General features: G+C 39.0%; 12 protein-coding genes. 8 read left to right on the top strand and 4 right to left on the bottom strand.

From position 1 onward, the window contains the following. The first annotated feature begins 97 nt into the window (after positions 1-97). The 5 genes from LVD15_RS16680 to LVD15_RS16660 all read left to right on the top strand — a co-directional run bounded on the left by LVD15_RS16680 (position 98) and on the right by LVD15_RS16660 (position 6,757). Complete coding sequence (locus LVD15_RS16680; protein ID WP_233776356.1) at positions 98-598, top strand: SixA phosphatase family protein; 501 nt, start codon at positions 98-100, stop codon at positions 596-598. 50 nt (positions 599-648) lie between these two features. Next, the gene (locus LVD15_RS16675; protein ID WP_233776355.1) at positions 649-1,716 is read left to right on the top strand and encodes an agmatinase family protein; all 1,068 of its coding nucleotides are present in this window, start codon (positions 649-651) and stop codon (positions 1,714-1,716) included. A 62-nt stretch (positions 1,717-1,778) separates the two neighbouring features. Beyond that, positions 1,779-3,188, top strand: a complete 1,410-nt coding sequence (locus LVD15_RS16670; RefSeq protein WP_370687424.1) for an alanine/glycine:cation symporter family protein — start codon at positions 1,779-1,781, stop codon at positions 3,186-3,188. 94 nt (positions 3,189-3,282) lie between these two features. Beyond that, positions 3,283-4,245, top strand: a complete 963-nt coding sequence (locus LVD15_RS16665) for a hypothetical protein (RefSeq protein ID WP_233776353.1) — start codon at positions 3,283-3,285, stop codon at positions 4,243-4,245. Then, a complete protein-coding gene (locus LVD15_RS16660; protein WP_233776352.1) occupies positions 4,229-6,757 on the top strand; it encodes a CHAT domain-containing protein in 2,529 nt (842 codons plus the stop codon). The genes LVD15_RS16665 and LVD15_RS16660 overlap by 17 nt, the downstream gene beginning before the upstream one ends. Positions 6,758-6,766: 9 nt before the next feature. Here LVD15_RS16660 and LVD15_RS16655 read toward each other — a convergent pair whose 3' ends face one another. Together LVD15_RS16655 and LVD15_RS16650 are read right to left on the bottom strand one after the other, a co-directional pair. Further along, entirely contained in the window at positions 6,767-7,504 is a 738-nt protein-coding gene (locus LVD15_RS16655) for a VIT1/CCC1 transporter family protein (protein ID WP_233776351.1), read from the bottom strand. Further along, positions 7,501-8,610, bottom strand: a complete 1,110-nt coding sequence (locus LVD15_RS16650) for an o-succinylbenzoate synthase (protein ID WP_233776350.1) — start codon at positions 8,608-8,610, stop codon at positions 7,501-7,503. The genes LVD15_RS16655 and LVD15_RS16650 overlap by 4 nt, the downstream gene beginning before the upstream one ends. 52 nt (positions 8,611-8,662) lie before the next feature. On the opposite strand from LVD15_RS16650, the gene LVD15_RS16645 reads away from it, so the two are divergent. Continuing rightward, positions 8,663-9,886, top strand: coding sequence for an S-adenosylmethionine:tRNA ribosyltransferase-isomerase (locus tag LVD15_RS16645; RefSeq protein ID WP_233776349.1), 1,224 nt, complete (start codon positions 8,663-8,665; stop codon positions 9,884-9,886). A gap of 60 nt (positions 9,887-9,946) precedes the next feature. On the opposite strand, the gene LVD15_RS16640 is transcribed toward LVD15_RS16645, so the two are convergent. Then, positions 9,947-12,286 (bottom strand): OmpA family protein, encoded by a 2,340-nt coding sequence (locus LVD15_RS16640; RefSeq protein WP_233776348.1) that lies wholly within the window; start codon positions 12,284-12,286, stop codon positions 9,947-9,949. Positions 12,287-12,555: 269 nt separating this feature from the next. Between LVD15_RS16640 and LVD15_RS16635 the strand changes: the two genes are divergently transcribed. Beyond that, positions 12,556-13,998, top strand: a complete 1,443-nt coding sequence (locus tag LVD15_RS16635) for a hypothetical protein (RefSeq protein ID WP_233776346.1) — start codon at positions 12,556-12,558, stop codon at positions 13,996-13,998. A gap of 2 nt (positions 13,999-14,000) precedes the next feature. Here LVD15_RS16635 and LVD15_RS16630 read toward each other — a convergent pair whose 3' ends face one another. Beyond that, positions 14,001-15,239 carry an ABC transporter permease gene (locus tag LVD15_RS16630; RefSeq protein WP_233776345.1) on the bottom strand — a complete coding sequence of 413 codons (1,239 nt, stop codon included), beginning with the start codon at positions 15,237-15,239 and terminating at the stop codon, positions 14,001-14,003. 168 nt (positions 15,240-15,407) lie between these two features. Between LVD15_RS16630 and LVD15_RS16625 the strand changes: the two genes are divergently transcribed. Continuing rightward, positions 15,408-16,667 (top strand): asparagine synthetase B, encoded by a 1,260-nt coding sequence (locus LVD15_RS16625; protein ID WP_233776343.1) that lies wholly within the window; start codon positions 15,408-15,410, stop codon positions 16,665-16,667. The last annotated feature ends 5 nt before the right edge of the window (positions 16,668-16,672 follow it).

The following is a 16,672-nucleotide window of genomic DNA, read 5'->3' as shown; positions in this document are numbered from 1 at the left end:
ATAAAGATAAAATTTTTGTGGTAATTAAATAATCGAGCTGACATTTGCTAGATTCGATTATGAGTGGCAAATTAACAACTCTATTTTTACAAAAGTTATGAGTAAGACTTTATTTCTTATCCGTCATGCCAAAGCTATGGACAGGCAAAATAACCAATCAGACAGTGAGCGCGAGCTCGATTCTGTTGGTTTACAAAACGCTACCCGCATGGGCATGAACATGGAACATCAAAATGTACGTCCTGATATTATCATATCCAGCCCGGCACTGCGAGCGCATACCACGGCATCTCTCATTGCAGAGCAAATAAAATATGATACAAGTAAGATACATCATAATCCTGAAATTTACGAGGCTTCTACCCGTACTTTACTTCAGGTGATTAATCAATTTAAAAATGAATGGTCTAATGTTATACTAGTAGGCCACAATCCGTCTATCAGCTACCTGGCGGAGTATATCACCAAAGATGAGATAGGCAATATGACTACCTGCGGGGTGGTAAGAATTGAATTTGACTTCGATGATTGGTCTTTGGTTTCAGAAGATACAGGAGAGCTAATTTCTTACCAATACCCTGATCTTCTGAACTTTTAATCTGCCAGAGGCGGGGCAAAGTCATTAATATTATTTTTTTTTGCACCCTTATGGTTAGCAAAGAAGAAATAATAGCCAAGTTCGACCCTAATGGTCCTAGCGTTCCCGGCAATCTATTCGGACTGCCTTTTGGTATGGAACACTCTGAGTTAATAATTATACCTGTACCCTGGGAGGTTACAGTATCATATAAAGCGGGTACCGCAGATGCTCCTAAAGCTATTTTAGAGGCATCTACTCAAGTGGATCTCTTTTTGAGAGACATACCAGACGCCTGGAAGATGGGCATGCACTTACTGCCTGTAGCAGAAGGCTTTGAAGAGGAAAACAGGAAATTCAGGGACTTGGCCATAAAATATATACAGTGGCTGGAAAGCAATGAGGAAGAGTGGATTACCGATAATCTAAAAGTTATCCCTAATGCCATTAATGAAATCTGTGAAAAACTTAATATTTTCATTAAGTCACAAGCCTCTGCTTACCTGAACTCGGGAAAAATGGTAGCCCTTTTAGGAGGTGATCATAGTACCCCTTTAGGTTATATCAATGCACTTACTGAGAAGTTTGGATCATTCGCCATACTTCAATTTGATGCTCATGCAGATTTGAGAGCTTCCTATGAAGACTTCAACTATTCGCATGCCTCAATCATGTATAATGTGCTTAAAAACCCGAATATCAGCAGGCTGGTACAGGTGGGAATAAGAGATTTATGTGAAGAAGAATCGGCCTTTATTAATAATTCTAACGGCAGAGTACTCACCTACTTTGATGAAGATATAAAAAGGGCCGTTTTTGAAGGAGTAACCTGGAGCACCATATGCAAGGAGATTATTAGCCAGCTACCTGAACTAGTATATATAAGCTTTGATATTGATGGGCTGGATCCTAAGCTCTGCCCTAACACCGGCACACCAGTGCCCGGCGGGCTGGAATACAATCAGGTCATTTATCTCATCAAGGAAATAGTGAGGTCAGGCAGAGCCATCATAGGCTTCGATCTGAACGAAGTATCTCCCGGCGAAGATGAATGGGATGCCAACGTAGGTGCCAGGCTGCTTTACCAGCTTGGGAGCTTAATGGGAGCATCTATGGGAAGGCTACATTTGATAGATTAACTTAGAAAAGGCTGAAAATTGTCTATATTAGTGATTTACGAAATACTATATCTTTGAAATACATAGAAACTTATTCTGTTCAATTTGCTAATTGGATCTGGGGAACTCCCTTACTCATCCTTCTTATGGGAGGTGGCCTGTATTTTCTAATTTATTCAAGATTTTTGCCCTTCAAATACTTTTTACACGCTGTAAATGTATTAAGAGGCAAGTATGACGATCCTAATGATCCCGGCCAAATAAATCACTATGAAGCCCTTTCCACAGCACTGGCAGCCACAGTAGGTATGGGAAATATCAGTGGAGTAGCTGTGGCCATAACCATTGGTGGCCCTGGAGCTATTTTCTGGATGTGGGTTAGTGCTTTTGTAGGTATGGCTACCAAGTTTTTTACTTGTACACTGGCTATTCTTTACAGAGGCAAAGACTCTGCAGGAGAAATACAAGGTGGACCAATGTATTTCATAACCGAAGGATTAGGCAAGGGCTGGAAACCGCTGGCCATTATGTTTTCAATTTTCGGCCTTATTGGTTGTTTACCTATTTTCCAGGCCAATCAGTTAACCCAGGCTTTACAGGATATTTTGTTCATTCCTAACGGCATAAAGGGCACCCAGGTACAATACGGGATTCTTCACTTTAATACTACCGACCTATATATTGGTATTGCCATTTTGGTTTTTGTTTCTCTGGTAATCTTTGGAGGAATAAAGCGAATAGGAAAAGTAGCCGGAAAAATGGTACCCCTTATGGTGGTAGTATATTTTATCTCGGTAATTGGAATTTTACTGATCAATGTCACTGAAATACCTCAATACCTGGGCATGATATTTTCTAATGCCTTCACAGCAGAAAACTACAATTTCACTGCCGACAACTTTAATGGAGATCCTATTTTCGGAGGTATGCTGGGCGGATTAATCATACTGGCGGCACGTAGAGCTGCCTTTTCTAATGAAGCCGGAATTGGTACGGCCCCCATGGCTCATGGCGCAGCCAAAACCAAAGAACCTGTAAGAGAAGGGTTAGTAGCTATGTTAGGGCCATTTATTGATACTATAGTAGTTTGCACGTTAACAGCACTGGCTATACTAATAACTGGTGTATGGCAAACCACTGATAACAACGGTGTATCGCTCACCGCTAAAGCTTTTGAAGCCGCAATACCGGGAGTAGGACACTATATCTTGATGATTTGCATCCTCATATTTTCAATCACCTCTCTTTTCTCTTATTCATACTATGGGTCTAAATGCTTAGGCTACCTTATTGGAGCGGAAAGGCAACATTATTATAATTATTTCTATGTGTCGACCATTATCTTCGGCTCTATTTCATCTTTAGCTACTATCATTAATATAATAGATTCCGCTTTTGCACTTATGGCCATACCTACTATGATCGGAGCATTGTTATTATCTCCAAGAGTAAAAAAGGCCTCCAATGACTATTTTAAACGATTAAAAGAATAGACTGTCTTTAAGCAAGAAACATAAATTAAAGTATTATTAATTAGCTTTTTTATAAATTCAAATTATATTTGAAAGTTATTAATAATACTTTTTTATGAAAAATTTAATAACTTCCATCACTCTGCTGATGGTGTTTTTTAATGTTTCTGGTCAAGGTTGTAGTGATGCCGGCTTCTGCACCATGGGTGCCATGCGCCCCTCCCAGGTATATACCAGAAAGGTAAACTTCAAGCTCAAATCATTAGAAATAAGCCAATATAGAGGAAAAACCACCCTCAGCCCTGTAGTAAATGCCAGTATACTTGATTTTAATTTTGGCATTAATGAAAAAACATCATTCCAAATAAAGCTACCCTACCAATGGGTTAACGGAAAATTGGGCTCCACTTCAGACTTTGGAGATATTTCATACAGTTTCACACATAATGTCTATTCTTCTGACAAATTCAATATCAATGCTACTCTAGGAGGCAAAATCCCAACTAACAATGCTGATCTTAAAGATGGCAGCAAGGCCGAGTTTACCACAAACACCCAAGAAGAGGTTCTGCCTATGTATTACCAGACCAGCCTGGGCACATGGGATCTGGTAGCTGGGGCTTCCTTAATAAATAAAAAATGTATGTTTGCTTTTGGCGTGCAAGCTCCTATTGCCAACAGTAACCATAACAGCTATAATTATGAGGACTGGAGCAACTTCCCCAAGCAGCCTTACATACACAAATATCCACTGGCCACTGACTTAAAAAGAGGTACTGATGTAATGATCAGAATAGAACGCGCCATCCATTTTTCTAACCTTGATATCCGGCTTGGGCTTCTTCCCATCTACCGGGTGAGCAAAGACCAACTTAAAAGCACTGACACTGGTGAATACTTCAAAGTAGACCACACCACTGGCCTGGCATTAAGTGGCTTGTTTAACGTAGCCTACCATTTTAATGCTTTTAATAGTATCAACGGAATGTATGGCCATAAAATTACAGACAGAGATGTAAACCCCGATGGACTTACCAGACATAATGTAATATCATTGGCATATGAGATTAAGTTTTAAAATCTTATTTCCATTTCTGCTCATTCTAATTTCTACCCAGACCATATTAGCACAGGTCGATTGTATAGAAATAGGCAAACTGGTAGCTGATTCAAAATTACAAGAAGCCGAAAACATCATAAAGAGCCTTACTGATGTTCAAAAAAACAACTGTCTATATCCATTGGCTGAGTTTTACCTAAGAAAAGGGCGCAATGACCTGGCCGAAAAATATTTCAAACTATTGCTTACCGATGAGTCTCAGCATGACTCTAAAGAAAAGGCTAAAGCCCTTAATGGCCTGGGACTGACCTACTGGAATAATGGTGATCATTTCATGGCCGCTGATTACATCAGCCAGGCGCTTAACATCAGACTCCATTTATCACCAAAAAGCAAAGAAAGCATTGCCGCTTCTTATAATGATCTGGGCCTGGTTTCTGATAACCCAGATGAGGCTCTCTCCTATTACAAAAAAGCCTTAGAGCTATACGATGAGCTACCACTTCAAGAAGAAAAAGTAGCTCAGATTCTTACCAACATTGGCATTATTTATAGAGATAAAAATTTCCTCGGAGACGCTGAAGATCATTTCAAAGCCACCCTTGAACTATGGAAAAACCTTTACCCTAACGGACACCCTAACCTGGCCTTTGTAATGTTAAACCTTGGCCAGACTTATCGACTGATGAATAAGAACGATGAGGCGCTTAGGTATTATAACATGGCACTTGCTGAATATGAGCAACATTACAGCCACAAACATCCTGACATAGCCTACAGCTACAATTTAATTGGCAACTTATATTATGCTCAGGGCGAATTTCAAATGGCACTTGAAAGTTATCAAAAAGCATTAATAGCCAATACCATTCATTTCAATAGTAGCGAGTCTGAAGATAACCCCGCTGCCTCTGACTACCTCAACCCCGGCACCTTATTAAGCTCCCTGTTTTTTAAATCCCAGGCCTTAGAAGACTATCATTATGCTTTTAGCCGAAAGCCTCGAGATCTACATCTTAGTCTTTCTGCTCTGCAAGTATGTGGCTCCTTGATTGATAACATGCGGCACCTACAAATGAACGAGCAAGACAAACTGGAGCTCAGCGAATTATCAGTTCAAGTCTACGAAAGTGGTGTACGGCTTTGCTATAACATGGCTGAAATGTCACTTAAAAAAAAGGAGCTTCAGGAAATGGCATTTTACTTTTCTGAAAAGAACAAAGCTGCCGTCTTACTACAAGCCATATCAGATGCTGCCGCTAAAAGCTATGCTCACATTCCTGCATCACTTTTGGAGGTAGAAAAAAACTTCAAAACGGATATCGCTTATTATGAACAAATTGTGGCATCAGCAAGAGCATCTAGCTCAGAAGACCAAAATAAGCTATTTGAGTTGAAAAGTGCTTATCAGAAATTCATTGAACAGCTAGAGCAGCAATATCCTAATTATTACAATCTCAAATATAATGTGCCCATTCCGTCAATCGAGAAACTACAAACGGATTTAAGTGAAGAGTCTGCTATAATTGCCTATTTTATTGGCCAAAGGTTCAATAGAATATACACCTTTTACATCAGTAAAAATAAGTTTGAAATATCTGACAATGCCATTGGTGATTCCTTTGATAAACAACTAGCCGCATTTAGAAATAGCATTTATTATAAGGATGATGCCACCTATCAAGCCACCGCATATTCGCTTCATAAAACCCTATTCCCTTTTAAAATAGAAAAAGAGATCTCCAACCTGATCATTATACCCACCGGCAAACTGGCTACTATACCTTTTGAAGCACTCTCTACAGAAAAGATCAAATCACTACCTATAGATTACCGAACTGCACCGTATTTACTTAAGGATTATAACATAAGTTATCAGGCGTCTTCCATCCTTTTTCTACAGCAGAAAGCCGCTGCACCTCCCCTAAATCACAAAATACTGCTGTGTGCTCCTGTTAATTTTGAGAAATTTCCTTCTTTACCAGGCACACAACGGGAGGTAGAAAAAATAGATAGTCTGTTGTCTGCGAAAGATTGGAATACCACATTGTTAGTAAAAGGAAAAGCCTCTGAACAATACCTTAAAAATGACTCTCTTGCCAGCTTTGACATTATCCACCTTGCTACGCATGGTCTTACTAATGCCGACAAGCCTGCCCTCTCTCAAATTCTATTACAAACAGATGCTCACAATGATGGCAACCTCTATTCAGGAGAAATCTATAACCTTAAAATGAATGCCAGCCTGGTAACGCTTTCAGCTTGCGAAACCGGCTTAGGAAAGTTATCAAAAGGAGAAGGCATTATAGGTTTATCACGAGCCTTAACCTACGCTGGCGCCAAGAATATTATGGTTTCTCTATGGAATGTGGCCGATAATTCCACCTCACTTCTAATGTCAGAAGCCTATAAAAACATTCCATCTCAGAACTACGGAAGAGCCTTAAAACAGGCCAAACTAGAATTAATCAATACTGAAGAATACTCGCAGCCCTACTTTTGGGCTTCATTTATCTTAATAGGCCAATAAAACGGAATTTTATAAAAAGTATTTAGCCAACCATTCCCCTACAAAATAGGCCAGAAATGCAGCAAATCCACCCAAAAGTAATGTTTCTATTACACCCCGAAGCCACTTCTTTTGAGTAACTATACTTTTAAGGTATCCTACCACCATCAGCGCTACAGCCGTAGCCCCACAAGATATTGAAAACAAGTAACTTTCATTAATATCAAAAGCCCCTGCCAACACATAAGATAGCAAGGGAATTATCCCTACCACGTTAAATGAAATAAAAGTAGCCACTGCAGTACTGAATGCCGTTTTGTCGTCTTTAGCCATCTCCAGCTCCTCCTTCATCATAGTATCTACCCACACATCTTTATCAGCGGTAATTACCTCTACTACCTGCTCTAATAAATCACCCTTAAAGCCCTTAGCTTCATATATTTCTCTTATCTCCTGCACCTCTTTTTCTCTTAGGTTGTCTATCTCCCAATATTCAATGGCCTTATGTTTTTCATAATTATCACGCTCGGCCTGTACCGATAAAAAATTACCTACAGACATAGAAAAACCATCAGCTATAAGATTAGCAAAACCAAAAATAAGTACCCAGTAGATTTCAGCTCCAGCACCTGCGGCTCCGGCCACCACCGCAAACGTAGTAATGGCACCATCTATACCTCCATAAACAAACTCAGAGATATATTCTTTGTTAAAGACCCAGAACCTGCCAGAGTCATGAAGTTTCTTTTCGAGTACTTTTCCGCTCATAATTTAAGCTGACTTAAATCCCAGTCGTGAGTTGAATTATAACGAATAAAATCACCGACCACTTCTAATGGAGAGGCAATATTATTATGGTACAACTTACCTGTACCCAACCCTTGATGGCCTGGTGCTTGTAGCTCTGCGGCAAACTGACATATGGCATTTAAGCCTATGTTAGACTCCAAGGCAGAAGTAAGCCACCAGCCAATACCTCTCGCTTCAGCCAGAGAAAGCCACTCCAGGCATGATTGAAATCCTCCCAGTAAAGTAGGCTTCAAAATAATGTACTGAGGTTTCAGTTCCTCTAGCAGCTTTATTTTATCCGCTTTAGCATAAACACCTATCAATTCCTCATCTAATGCAATGGGTACTGGTGATGTCTCACACAACCTACTCATTTCAGTCCACTGGTGCTGTTTTATAGGCTGCTCTATAGAATGTAGATTTAATTCTGCCAACCTTTCTAACTTCTGCTGAGCTTCCTGAGTTGAAAAGCCTCCATTAGCATCTACCCTCAAAACACACTCAGTATCTTTACTTCTGATATAAGATAATAGCTCAAATTCCTTTTCAAAATCAATGGCACCTATTTTCATCTTTATACAGGTGTAGCCCTCTTCAATTTTTCGGTCTACCTGAGATTTCATAAAATCCATTTCGCCCATCCATATCAAGCCATTAATAGGAAGCGGTTGTTGCTTCAAAACAAAATCATTATTAAAAAGCTTCCTTTCTCCTCCATTTAATAAATCTAAAAGAGCCGTTTCTAACCCGAATCTTATGGAAGGGAAATCAGCCCCCACTAACTCATTGGCTAAAAGGTAAGCTTCTTCTTTGTTTTGTGGCAGAGATTTTTGTTCACTAACCGCATTGAGCACCTTCTCTATGTGTTCATCTAAATCACTACGATCATCTACACTTAGTCCTTTTAACGGCCCACACTCTCCTAAACCAAATTTTTCAGGAGAACTGCTGTCCCATATTTTTATAAAAAAAGTATCCTTTGTCTTTAAAACTCCTCTTGAAGTTCCTGCATCAAATTTAAAATCAAGGGTATATTTCTGGTAAGAAGTCTTCACGCTCATATCTAAATCTCTTATTTCGGGCACAATTTGGAAGTTTTATCCTATTTAATCAACAGATGCCCAGTATATTTGCCGAATGAGCAACAAGGTAGAGCAACAGGTTCGATTAAGTGATTATAATTATGAACTCCCAAAGGAAAAGATTGCCAAGCATCCATTAGCAGAGCGCATGAATTCTAAACTATTGGTATACAACCAGGGAGCTATCAACCATACGCAATTTTTTCATTTAAATGACTATTTACCTGATGATGCCAATCTCTTTTTTAATGACACTCGAGTAATTCCTGCTCGTCTTCATTTCAAAAAGGAAACGGGAGCCAGCATAGAAGTGTTCTTACTGGAACCACACGCTCCTACTAATGACATAGCTAAAGCCATGTTAGTAGAAAATGAATGTGAGTGGTGCTGTATGGTAGGAAATTTCAAAAAATGGAAAGACCACCAATCCTTGCAATTACAGCTGCTCATTAATGACAAACCAGTTACGCTTACTGCAGAAATAGCGAATAGAGAAAAACAGATTATCAGGCTCAAATGGTCTACGGCAAATCATTTTGTAGAAATAGTAGAAGCGGCAGGCAAGATTCCATTGCCTCCATATATTGACAGAGATGTGAGTCAGGAAGATAAAGAGCGCTACCAAACCATATACTCTCACGCCGAAGGAGCCGTAGCCGCACCCACTGCAGGTCTGCATTTTAGTGATACCGTAATAGATAAGCTAACAGCCAAAGGCATTAATTTAAACTACCTCACGCTGCACGTTAGTGCTGGTACTTTTCAGCCTATAAAGGAAGAAAATGTATTGAATCACCCGATGCATTCTGAGCAAGTCATTGTGCATATGGAAAATATTGAATCTCTACTTGCCAATCCTAAAGTGATAGCTGTGGGCACTACTTCTATGCGTACACTGGAAAGCCTCTACTGGTATGGCGTAAAACTTATTAAGGAAAAAGAGAGCGATTTCACTATTGCTAAACTATTCCCTTATAAGTACAACCAAGAAGAACTTCCCACTACTGAAGAGTCTCTCAAGGCTATAAAACAAAAAATGGAAGAAGATGGAGTAGAAGAAATTACGGGCCATACAGAAATATTTATTTTCCCAGGCTACACTTTTAAAGTAGTTAAAGGCCTGATCACCAATTATCACCTGCCAGGATCTACCTTAGTGCTGTTAGTAGCTGCCTTTATTGGCCCAAATTGGCGTGACGTATACCAGCAGGCACTGGATAATGATTATAGATTCTTAAGTTACGGAGACTCCTCCCTGCTCATTCCCAAGTCATTTTAAAGCATAAAAAAAGGAGCTTACTTCACAGTAGCTCCTTTTCTATATAATTTTATACCTTCCTTATTGAGACACTACTCTTCCGTGCTCATTAAGGTCTACAAATTGCACTTCCACCCTTCTGCTTTCTTCTTTAGAGCCATTTTCATCCTTTGTAACTCCTTGCCCTCGAGCTATAATTCTTCTTCTCACTATACCTTTTCTATTGATATAATCTAAGACTGCAATAGCACGCTCATTAGACAGTTGTCTATTAAACTCCTTATCTCCTTCTGCAGAAGCATATCCTGATATCTGAATTCCCAACTCAGGATGTTTTTCCAAAGTCTTAAGGACACCATTTAATTCTTCATAGTAAGAATTCTTCAACTCACTTTTAGCTACGTCAAAGTAAATTTTAATCTTCTTATTTAACAGCGCCTGATCATAAGTCGTGGCCCTGTCCTTATTCATATTCTTCTGCTTTTTGGCCTCTTCTGTAACATAAAAAGTAGGTAGTGAGAAGATTGTTTTTCCATCTACTTTCTTCTGTTCGAACTTACTTTCATCACTTTCATCGTAATAATACACCCTTGATGCTGCTTCAGTAATACTACCTTCATCAAAACTCACATCATCCACAGGATTTTTCATGTTAATAAGACTCACCAAATAATCTATTCCAGCCTGATCATCGGCAGCAATCAGATCATTCATTAAATCATAAATATCAATACTATCATTTTTAACCAACGCCGCTTCGTGTGTTTTTCTAACATCAGTTACTGCTGCCTCATGAGTATCATAAAAGGCATTTTTCACTTCCACTTGCTGTCCTACCACTACATCGAACTGCTTAATGGTATTCAATAATATTTTCTGATACAACTCATAGAAATAAGTCTGACCAGGCACATTTATATTGAGTGTATATGGCAAAAACCCTTCTGACTCGATAATCATATCATAGTTTTTGGCCGGAGGCAATATGATCAGATAATTACCTGTTTTAGGATCTGGTTGGTACACAAAATCCAGCTTTTTACCAGACTCAACATCAATAATATAAATTTTGGTAGGCATGGCCTCGCCAGTTTCCCCATTCACAATTTTACCTTTCACCATAGTTAAAGGAATATTGGCCTCCTCTTCTGGCATATCAATAGAATAAATATCCTGACCGCCAGCACCTCCTTTTCTGTCAGAAGAAAAATAACCCTTTCTACCATCAGCGGTCAGCGTAAAATAGTTATCGTTAGCGGTAGTGTTGATAGGATAGCCCATGTTTTCAGGTGCCGTCCACTCCTCGTTAAATAGACGTGTAACAAAAATATCTCGTCCACCCATGGTATTGTGCCCATCAGAAGTAAAAAACAAAGTCCATTGATCAGGGTGGATAAATGGAGCATCTTCATTGTATTTACTATTCACCTTAGGTCCAAGGTTTACAGGGGTTCCCCATTCGCCATCATCTCCTAGAGTGGCCTTATAGATATCAAGCCCACCATAGCCACCAGGCCTGTCACTAGCGAAATAAATTGTTTTTCCATCTGGTGTAATACTTGCCGTAGTTTCCAATGAACGGCTATTGATATTTCTACCCATTGTAACCGGGTTAGACCAACTATCTCCTGATTTATCAATTGAGTAAATATTTCCAGGATCAGCAGAGCCACCAATAAAAATCAGCATGCGCTGCCCATCAGCAGAGAGACCTGCTGTACCTACGTTATAGTCACTAGAAACACTCACGGGCTTCGGCTGAGACCAAACGCCAGATGTGTTATAAGAAATATAAATCTGCTCTATAAACTTATCGCTAGAACGGGTTTTACCAGTATTAGGACGTAGGGCTGTAAAAGCCATTACGCTCTCATCGGCAGATACTACCGGATTATATTCTGTGTATTCTGAGTTTACCACAGAACCAAAATTGTATATCTGAATATCTTTAGGACTAGACATCATGGCCAGGGCATTATCGGCAATCTCTAGCGCCCTTTCCGCCTTTTTTAAATCTGAAGAATTACCTCTAACCTTCTCCTTATATTTACCATACGTTTCTATGGCTTTTTCTACCTTTTCATCCTTCATATAGGCATCTGCAAGGTCAAAATAAACTTCTGTAGGCAGCTGATCGCTTCCCGCAGCCAGAGCCTTCTCAAAATAAGGAATACTTTTTATCTGCTCATTTATATTGTTAGCGTTTTCATAACTAACCGCTGTTCTATAATAAACAATGGGGTCATTTACTCCACTTTCTATGGCCTCAATATATAATGGCAAGGCCGCTTCATAGTTCCTAATTTTAAAATACCGATCAGCATCAGCTACCTTCTTATCTGTACTTTGAGCCATTACTGAAACGGAAGCACATACTAAAAAGAACATGAAAAGCTTAAACTGCACTAATACTTTACTCATACTTGCAAACTTCAAATTTGAAATGTCTATATAAATTACAATTCTTTCAGGACAAAAATAACTATTTCTATCAATTTGTACCCTTAATTACTGCTGAGGCTATGTTGGTAAGCGTAATAGTTTAATAAATACTTAATCTGGAATTTCAACAAGTGTTTTTTACTGATTAATTCCAATTAATATTAAATTATGCCTAATTTTCCTGTTTTTTCAATCGTATCTCAGTTGGCGCTATAGGATATTTAAATCAAAGGGATTAATTTTTCGGAATGTTGAATAAAATTGATATTCTTCTGCTATATAGTGAAGCTGACAACGTCAGTATGAAAAGTGGCAAAGGTTGGGTAGAAGACTTTCAGTCTGTGCTGGAAAAGGTTATTGTTAAATTATTAGGAAAAAGCCTTACAATTCAGAAAATAGAAGTAAGTCATATCACTTTGGATGATTTGGCATCTGCCGAAGTTTTGATCTCTATCTTATCAGACCCTTTTCTTCAAAATGATAAAAACATAGAGACACTTCAAAGATTTCATGACCTAGAGCAAAGCAAAAGTTATATGAAACTTTTCAAGGTCATTAAATCGCCGGTCAATTTAGATTCAATACCTGATTTTCTTAAACCTTACCCTTCTTTTCCTTTATATGATGAAACAACCACCACTGGCGACACAAACTGGCAGGGATTTCAATTTATAGAACAGCAAGATGCCACTTGGCTTAAGCTAACCGATCTTGCGTATGAAATTTCTGAAAGTCTTAGCATATCAGAAAGTGATACGTCTACCTCTATCTCTGCACATTCATCAGGTAAAGCCATTTATTTAGCTGAAACCAATAAAGAACTTACTATTCAAAGGAACATTATTAAAAGAGAGCTCCTCAAAAGTGGCTATAAGGTATATCCTGAATTTGCGTTACCTAAAGAAGTTGACACCTTAAAAAACACCGTACATGATCAGATGGTGGGTTGCTCTGTATCAATACATCTGGTAGGAGAAAGCTATGGAGAGATCCCACAAGGAAGTGATCGGTCTATTATAGATTTACAAAACCAGATTGCAGCCGAGAAAAGTATTAAATTAAAAGATAAAAACCTCTTTTCAAGACTAATTTGGATATCTCCCAACCAGAGCGAGGCAGAGGATAAGCATAAGGCCTTTGTTCAAAATATTAAAAGAGACCTTACTGCAGCTGATGCTGAAATCTTAGAGATTCCGCTAGAAGATTTTAAAGGTATCATTAGAGAGGAATTCACAAAGTCTGCTTCTGTAGAAAAAAAGAATACCAACGCCAAAAACATTAGCAATACAAAAAATAGCATTTATCTCATTCATGATAAACTAGATGCTGATGAAGTGGCTCCTTTAAAAGCTAAACTTTTTGCCGAAGGATATGAGTTGCTCACTCCTACTTGCGAAGGTGATATTCAAACCCAGCAAAATCTGCACATCCATCACCTGATTCATTTTGATAGCGTAATCATATTTCAACATCATGTAAATGACCAATGGGTGAAAATGAAGCTACTAGACCTAATGAAAGCCCCTGGGGTTGGACGCAAAAAAATCGCAAAACATAAATTGCTTGTTAGCAAAAAAAGTGCTGAGGAACTTGCCAGGTTTGATAAATATGATGTCAATATTTTTGATGGATACACACCCAGAGGTGCTAATTCCATAAAAAGCATTATTGATTCATTAACCGAAGCCTAATATTATTCGAACCTCAAAGATTCAATAGGATCTAAGCGAGAAGCTTTGTTTGCCGGATAGTAACCAGAAATAAGGCCTACCACTATACAAACTCCTAAACCCACGCCAGTCCAAAGCCAAGGCATTACAAAACCATCTATTCCTAAGATCTGAGCAAACAGATTGCCTATTCCCACTCCTAATATTACACCACCAACACCACCTAAAAGGCAAACTACAATGGCCTCAATAATAAACTGCTGCCTGATCCGTAAGGGAGTTGCGCCTAATGCTTTTCTCACTCCTACCTCACGTGTTCGTTCGGTCACAGACACCATCATAATATTCATTAGAGCAATACATGCTCCTAACAGCGTAATAAAACCAATCACAAAACCAGCCAACCTAAGTATGCCAGTAATTTCTCCCATGGTTTCGGCTAAAGATTCACTCTTATCTATTTCAAAGGAATTAGGGCTACCCAGTTGATCTTGACGTATTTTTCTCATTAGCCCTGTGGCTTCACCCATGGCCAGCTCCATCTCATTAGGATTATTGATGCCTACGGTAAGAGTATATCGTAAATCTCGGTCTGAACCTAACCTACTGGCATTGATTAAGGGTACAATTACTGAGTTATCAGGTCCATTACCTCCACCGATCTGTCCTTTTTCTTCCAGCACACCTATTACTCTGTATTTACTTCCTAAAAAGGATATCTCGCTATTAACAGGGTCTTGATTATCTTCAAAAACCGCTGAAACCACATCCTGACCAATAATGGCTACATTGGTTCCATACTGAATTTCTATAGATGAAAAATTTCTCCCCTTTTCAATATTTAAACCTTCAAGAGCAATATATTCATCATTAGCTCCTAAAACACCTACGTTCGGATTACTCTTTTTAGAACCATATTTTAACTCCGCCACGCTGGTAACATAGGTTGATACACTTACACTGGCCGGATATTTATAATTATCAATAAACCTGATCACCTCCTTAAGCTTAAGCGGTGGAGCCGATTTCTCCAGTTTACCCGCACTTCTGCCCTCTCGGTTTCTTTTAGAATAAATATCAAAAGTATTTACGCCCAGCTCTGACAGGCTATCCTTTACTGAAGCCTGGATACCGTCTACCGCCGTTAATATCCCTACCAAACTGGTAATACCAATAGCCACTATAAGCGCTGTAAGGATAGTACGGAGCAAATTTGCATTTACGGATCTTAAGCCTTCTTTTATATTTTCCAGTAGGTCCATTAAAATCTATTTTTGTGAAACTAAAGTAAATAAATCTTTCGTTGATACATTTATAAATTACCTGATTAGTCTAAAAAGCTTTTTATCGGTTAAATAAACCGCTGAAATATTGATGTTGAGCAATTAAACACTCACTTTAGCAAAATCTCTGATTCAGAAAACAGCAATATGAAGAAGATACTTACCACGGTTATTATCATACTTATTTGTTCGCAGGCATATGCCAGCTACCTGTTCATACCTATGGACTCTAAGCAGACGAACCACCTAAAAGCCTATGGAATAGCCTACTGGATACTGGAAAATAAGATAGAAGTAGACTGGTTGCTTAATTATAAAGGCGGCAGTTTCATGTGCAAGTACTACCAAAAGTTTGAGAACGAGCTGATCATACGAGGGGTAAGTTACGAGGTGATCAGTGATGCGCAATCTAATCAAATTATTGAAGAGATAGCCAGCCCATCTTCTAACACTGATGTGATGAAGCTGGAGAAATTCCCTAAGATAGCCGTATATAGCCCCAAGAGCAAGCAGCCTTGGGATGATGCCGTAACTCTGGTTCTCACCTATGCCGAGATACCGTATGATGTGGTTTTTGATGATGAAGTGCTGGCCGACAAGCTCCCCACTTATGACTGGCTACACTTGCACCATGAAGATTTTACAGGACAATACGGTAAATTTTACCGCTCTTTTAAAAATATGCCCTGGTATATAGAGCAACAGCGTGAGTTTGAAGAGTCTGCCCGTAAGCATGGCTTTAGTAAAGTGACTCATCTTAAGCTGGCTGTAGCCAAAAAAATAAAAGATTTTGTGAGTGGCGGAGGCTTCCTGTTTGCCATGTGCTCTGCCACTGATACTTATGACATAGCCTTGGCGGCTGATGGTTTAGATATTGTAGACCGCATGTTTGACGGTGACGCCGCTGATCCTTCCGCCCAGAGCAAGCTGGACTTTTCTAAAACTTTTGCCTTTGAAAACTTCAAAATCTCTAACAATCCATATGAGTATGAGTTTTCAACTATAGACAATCAGCCTACAGAAAGAGGCCTGAGAGAAGAAAATGACTACTTTAATCTCTTCGAATTTTCTGCCAAGTGGGACCCTATCCCTACTATGCTTACGCAAAATCATACCCGAGTAATCAAAGGATTTTACGGACAGACTACTGCTTATAAAAAGAAACTAGTAAAGAGTGATGTGGTAATTATGGGAGAGAACAAAAGTATTAGCGAAGTAAAATATATGCACGGCGTATACGGAAAAGGCTTCTGGACTTTTTACGGAGGTCATGATCCTGAAGACTATCAGCACCTGGTTAATGAGGAGCCTACTGACCTGAACCTGCACCCTAACTCACCAGGTTACAGACTGATACTAAACAATATATTATTCCCTGCCGCTAAAAAGAAGAAACAAAAGACCTGATATAA

The sequence above is a fragment of the Fulvivirga maritima genome (assembly GCF_021389955.1).
Lineage (GTDB): Bacteria > Bacteroidota > Bacteroidia > Cytophagales > Cyclobacteriaceae > Fulvivirga > Fulvivirga maritima.
This window is presented reverse-complemented; position numbering and strand designations above follow the sequence as displayed.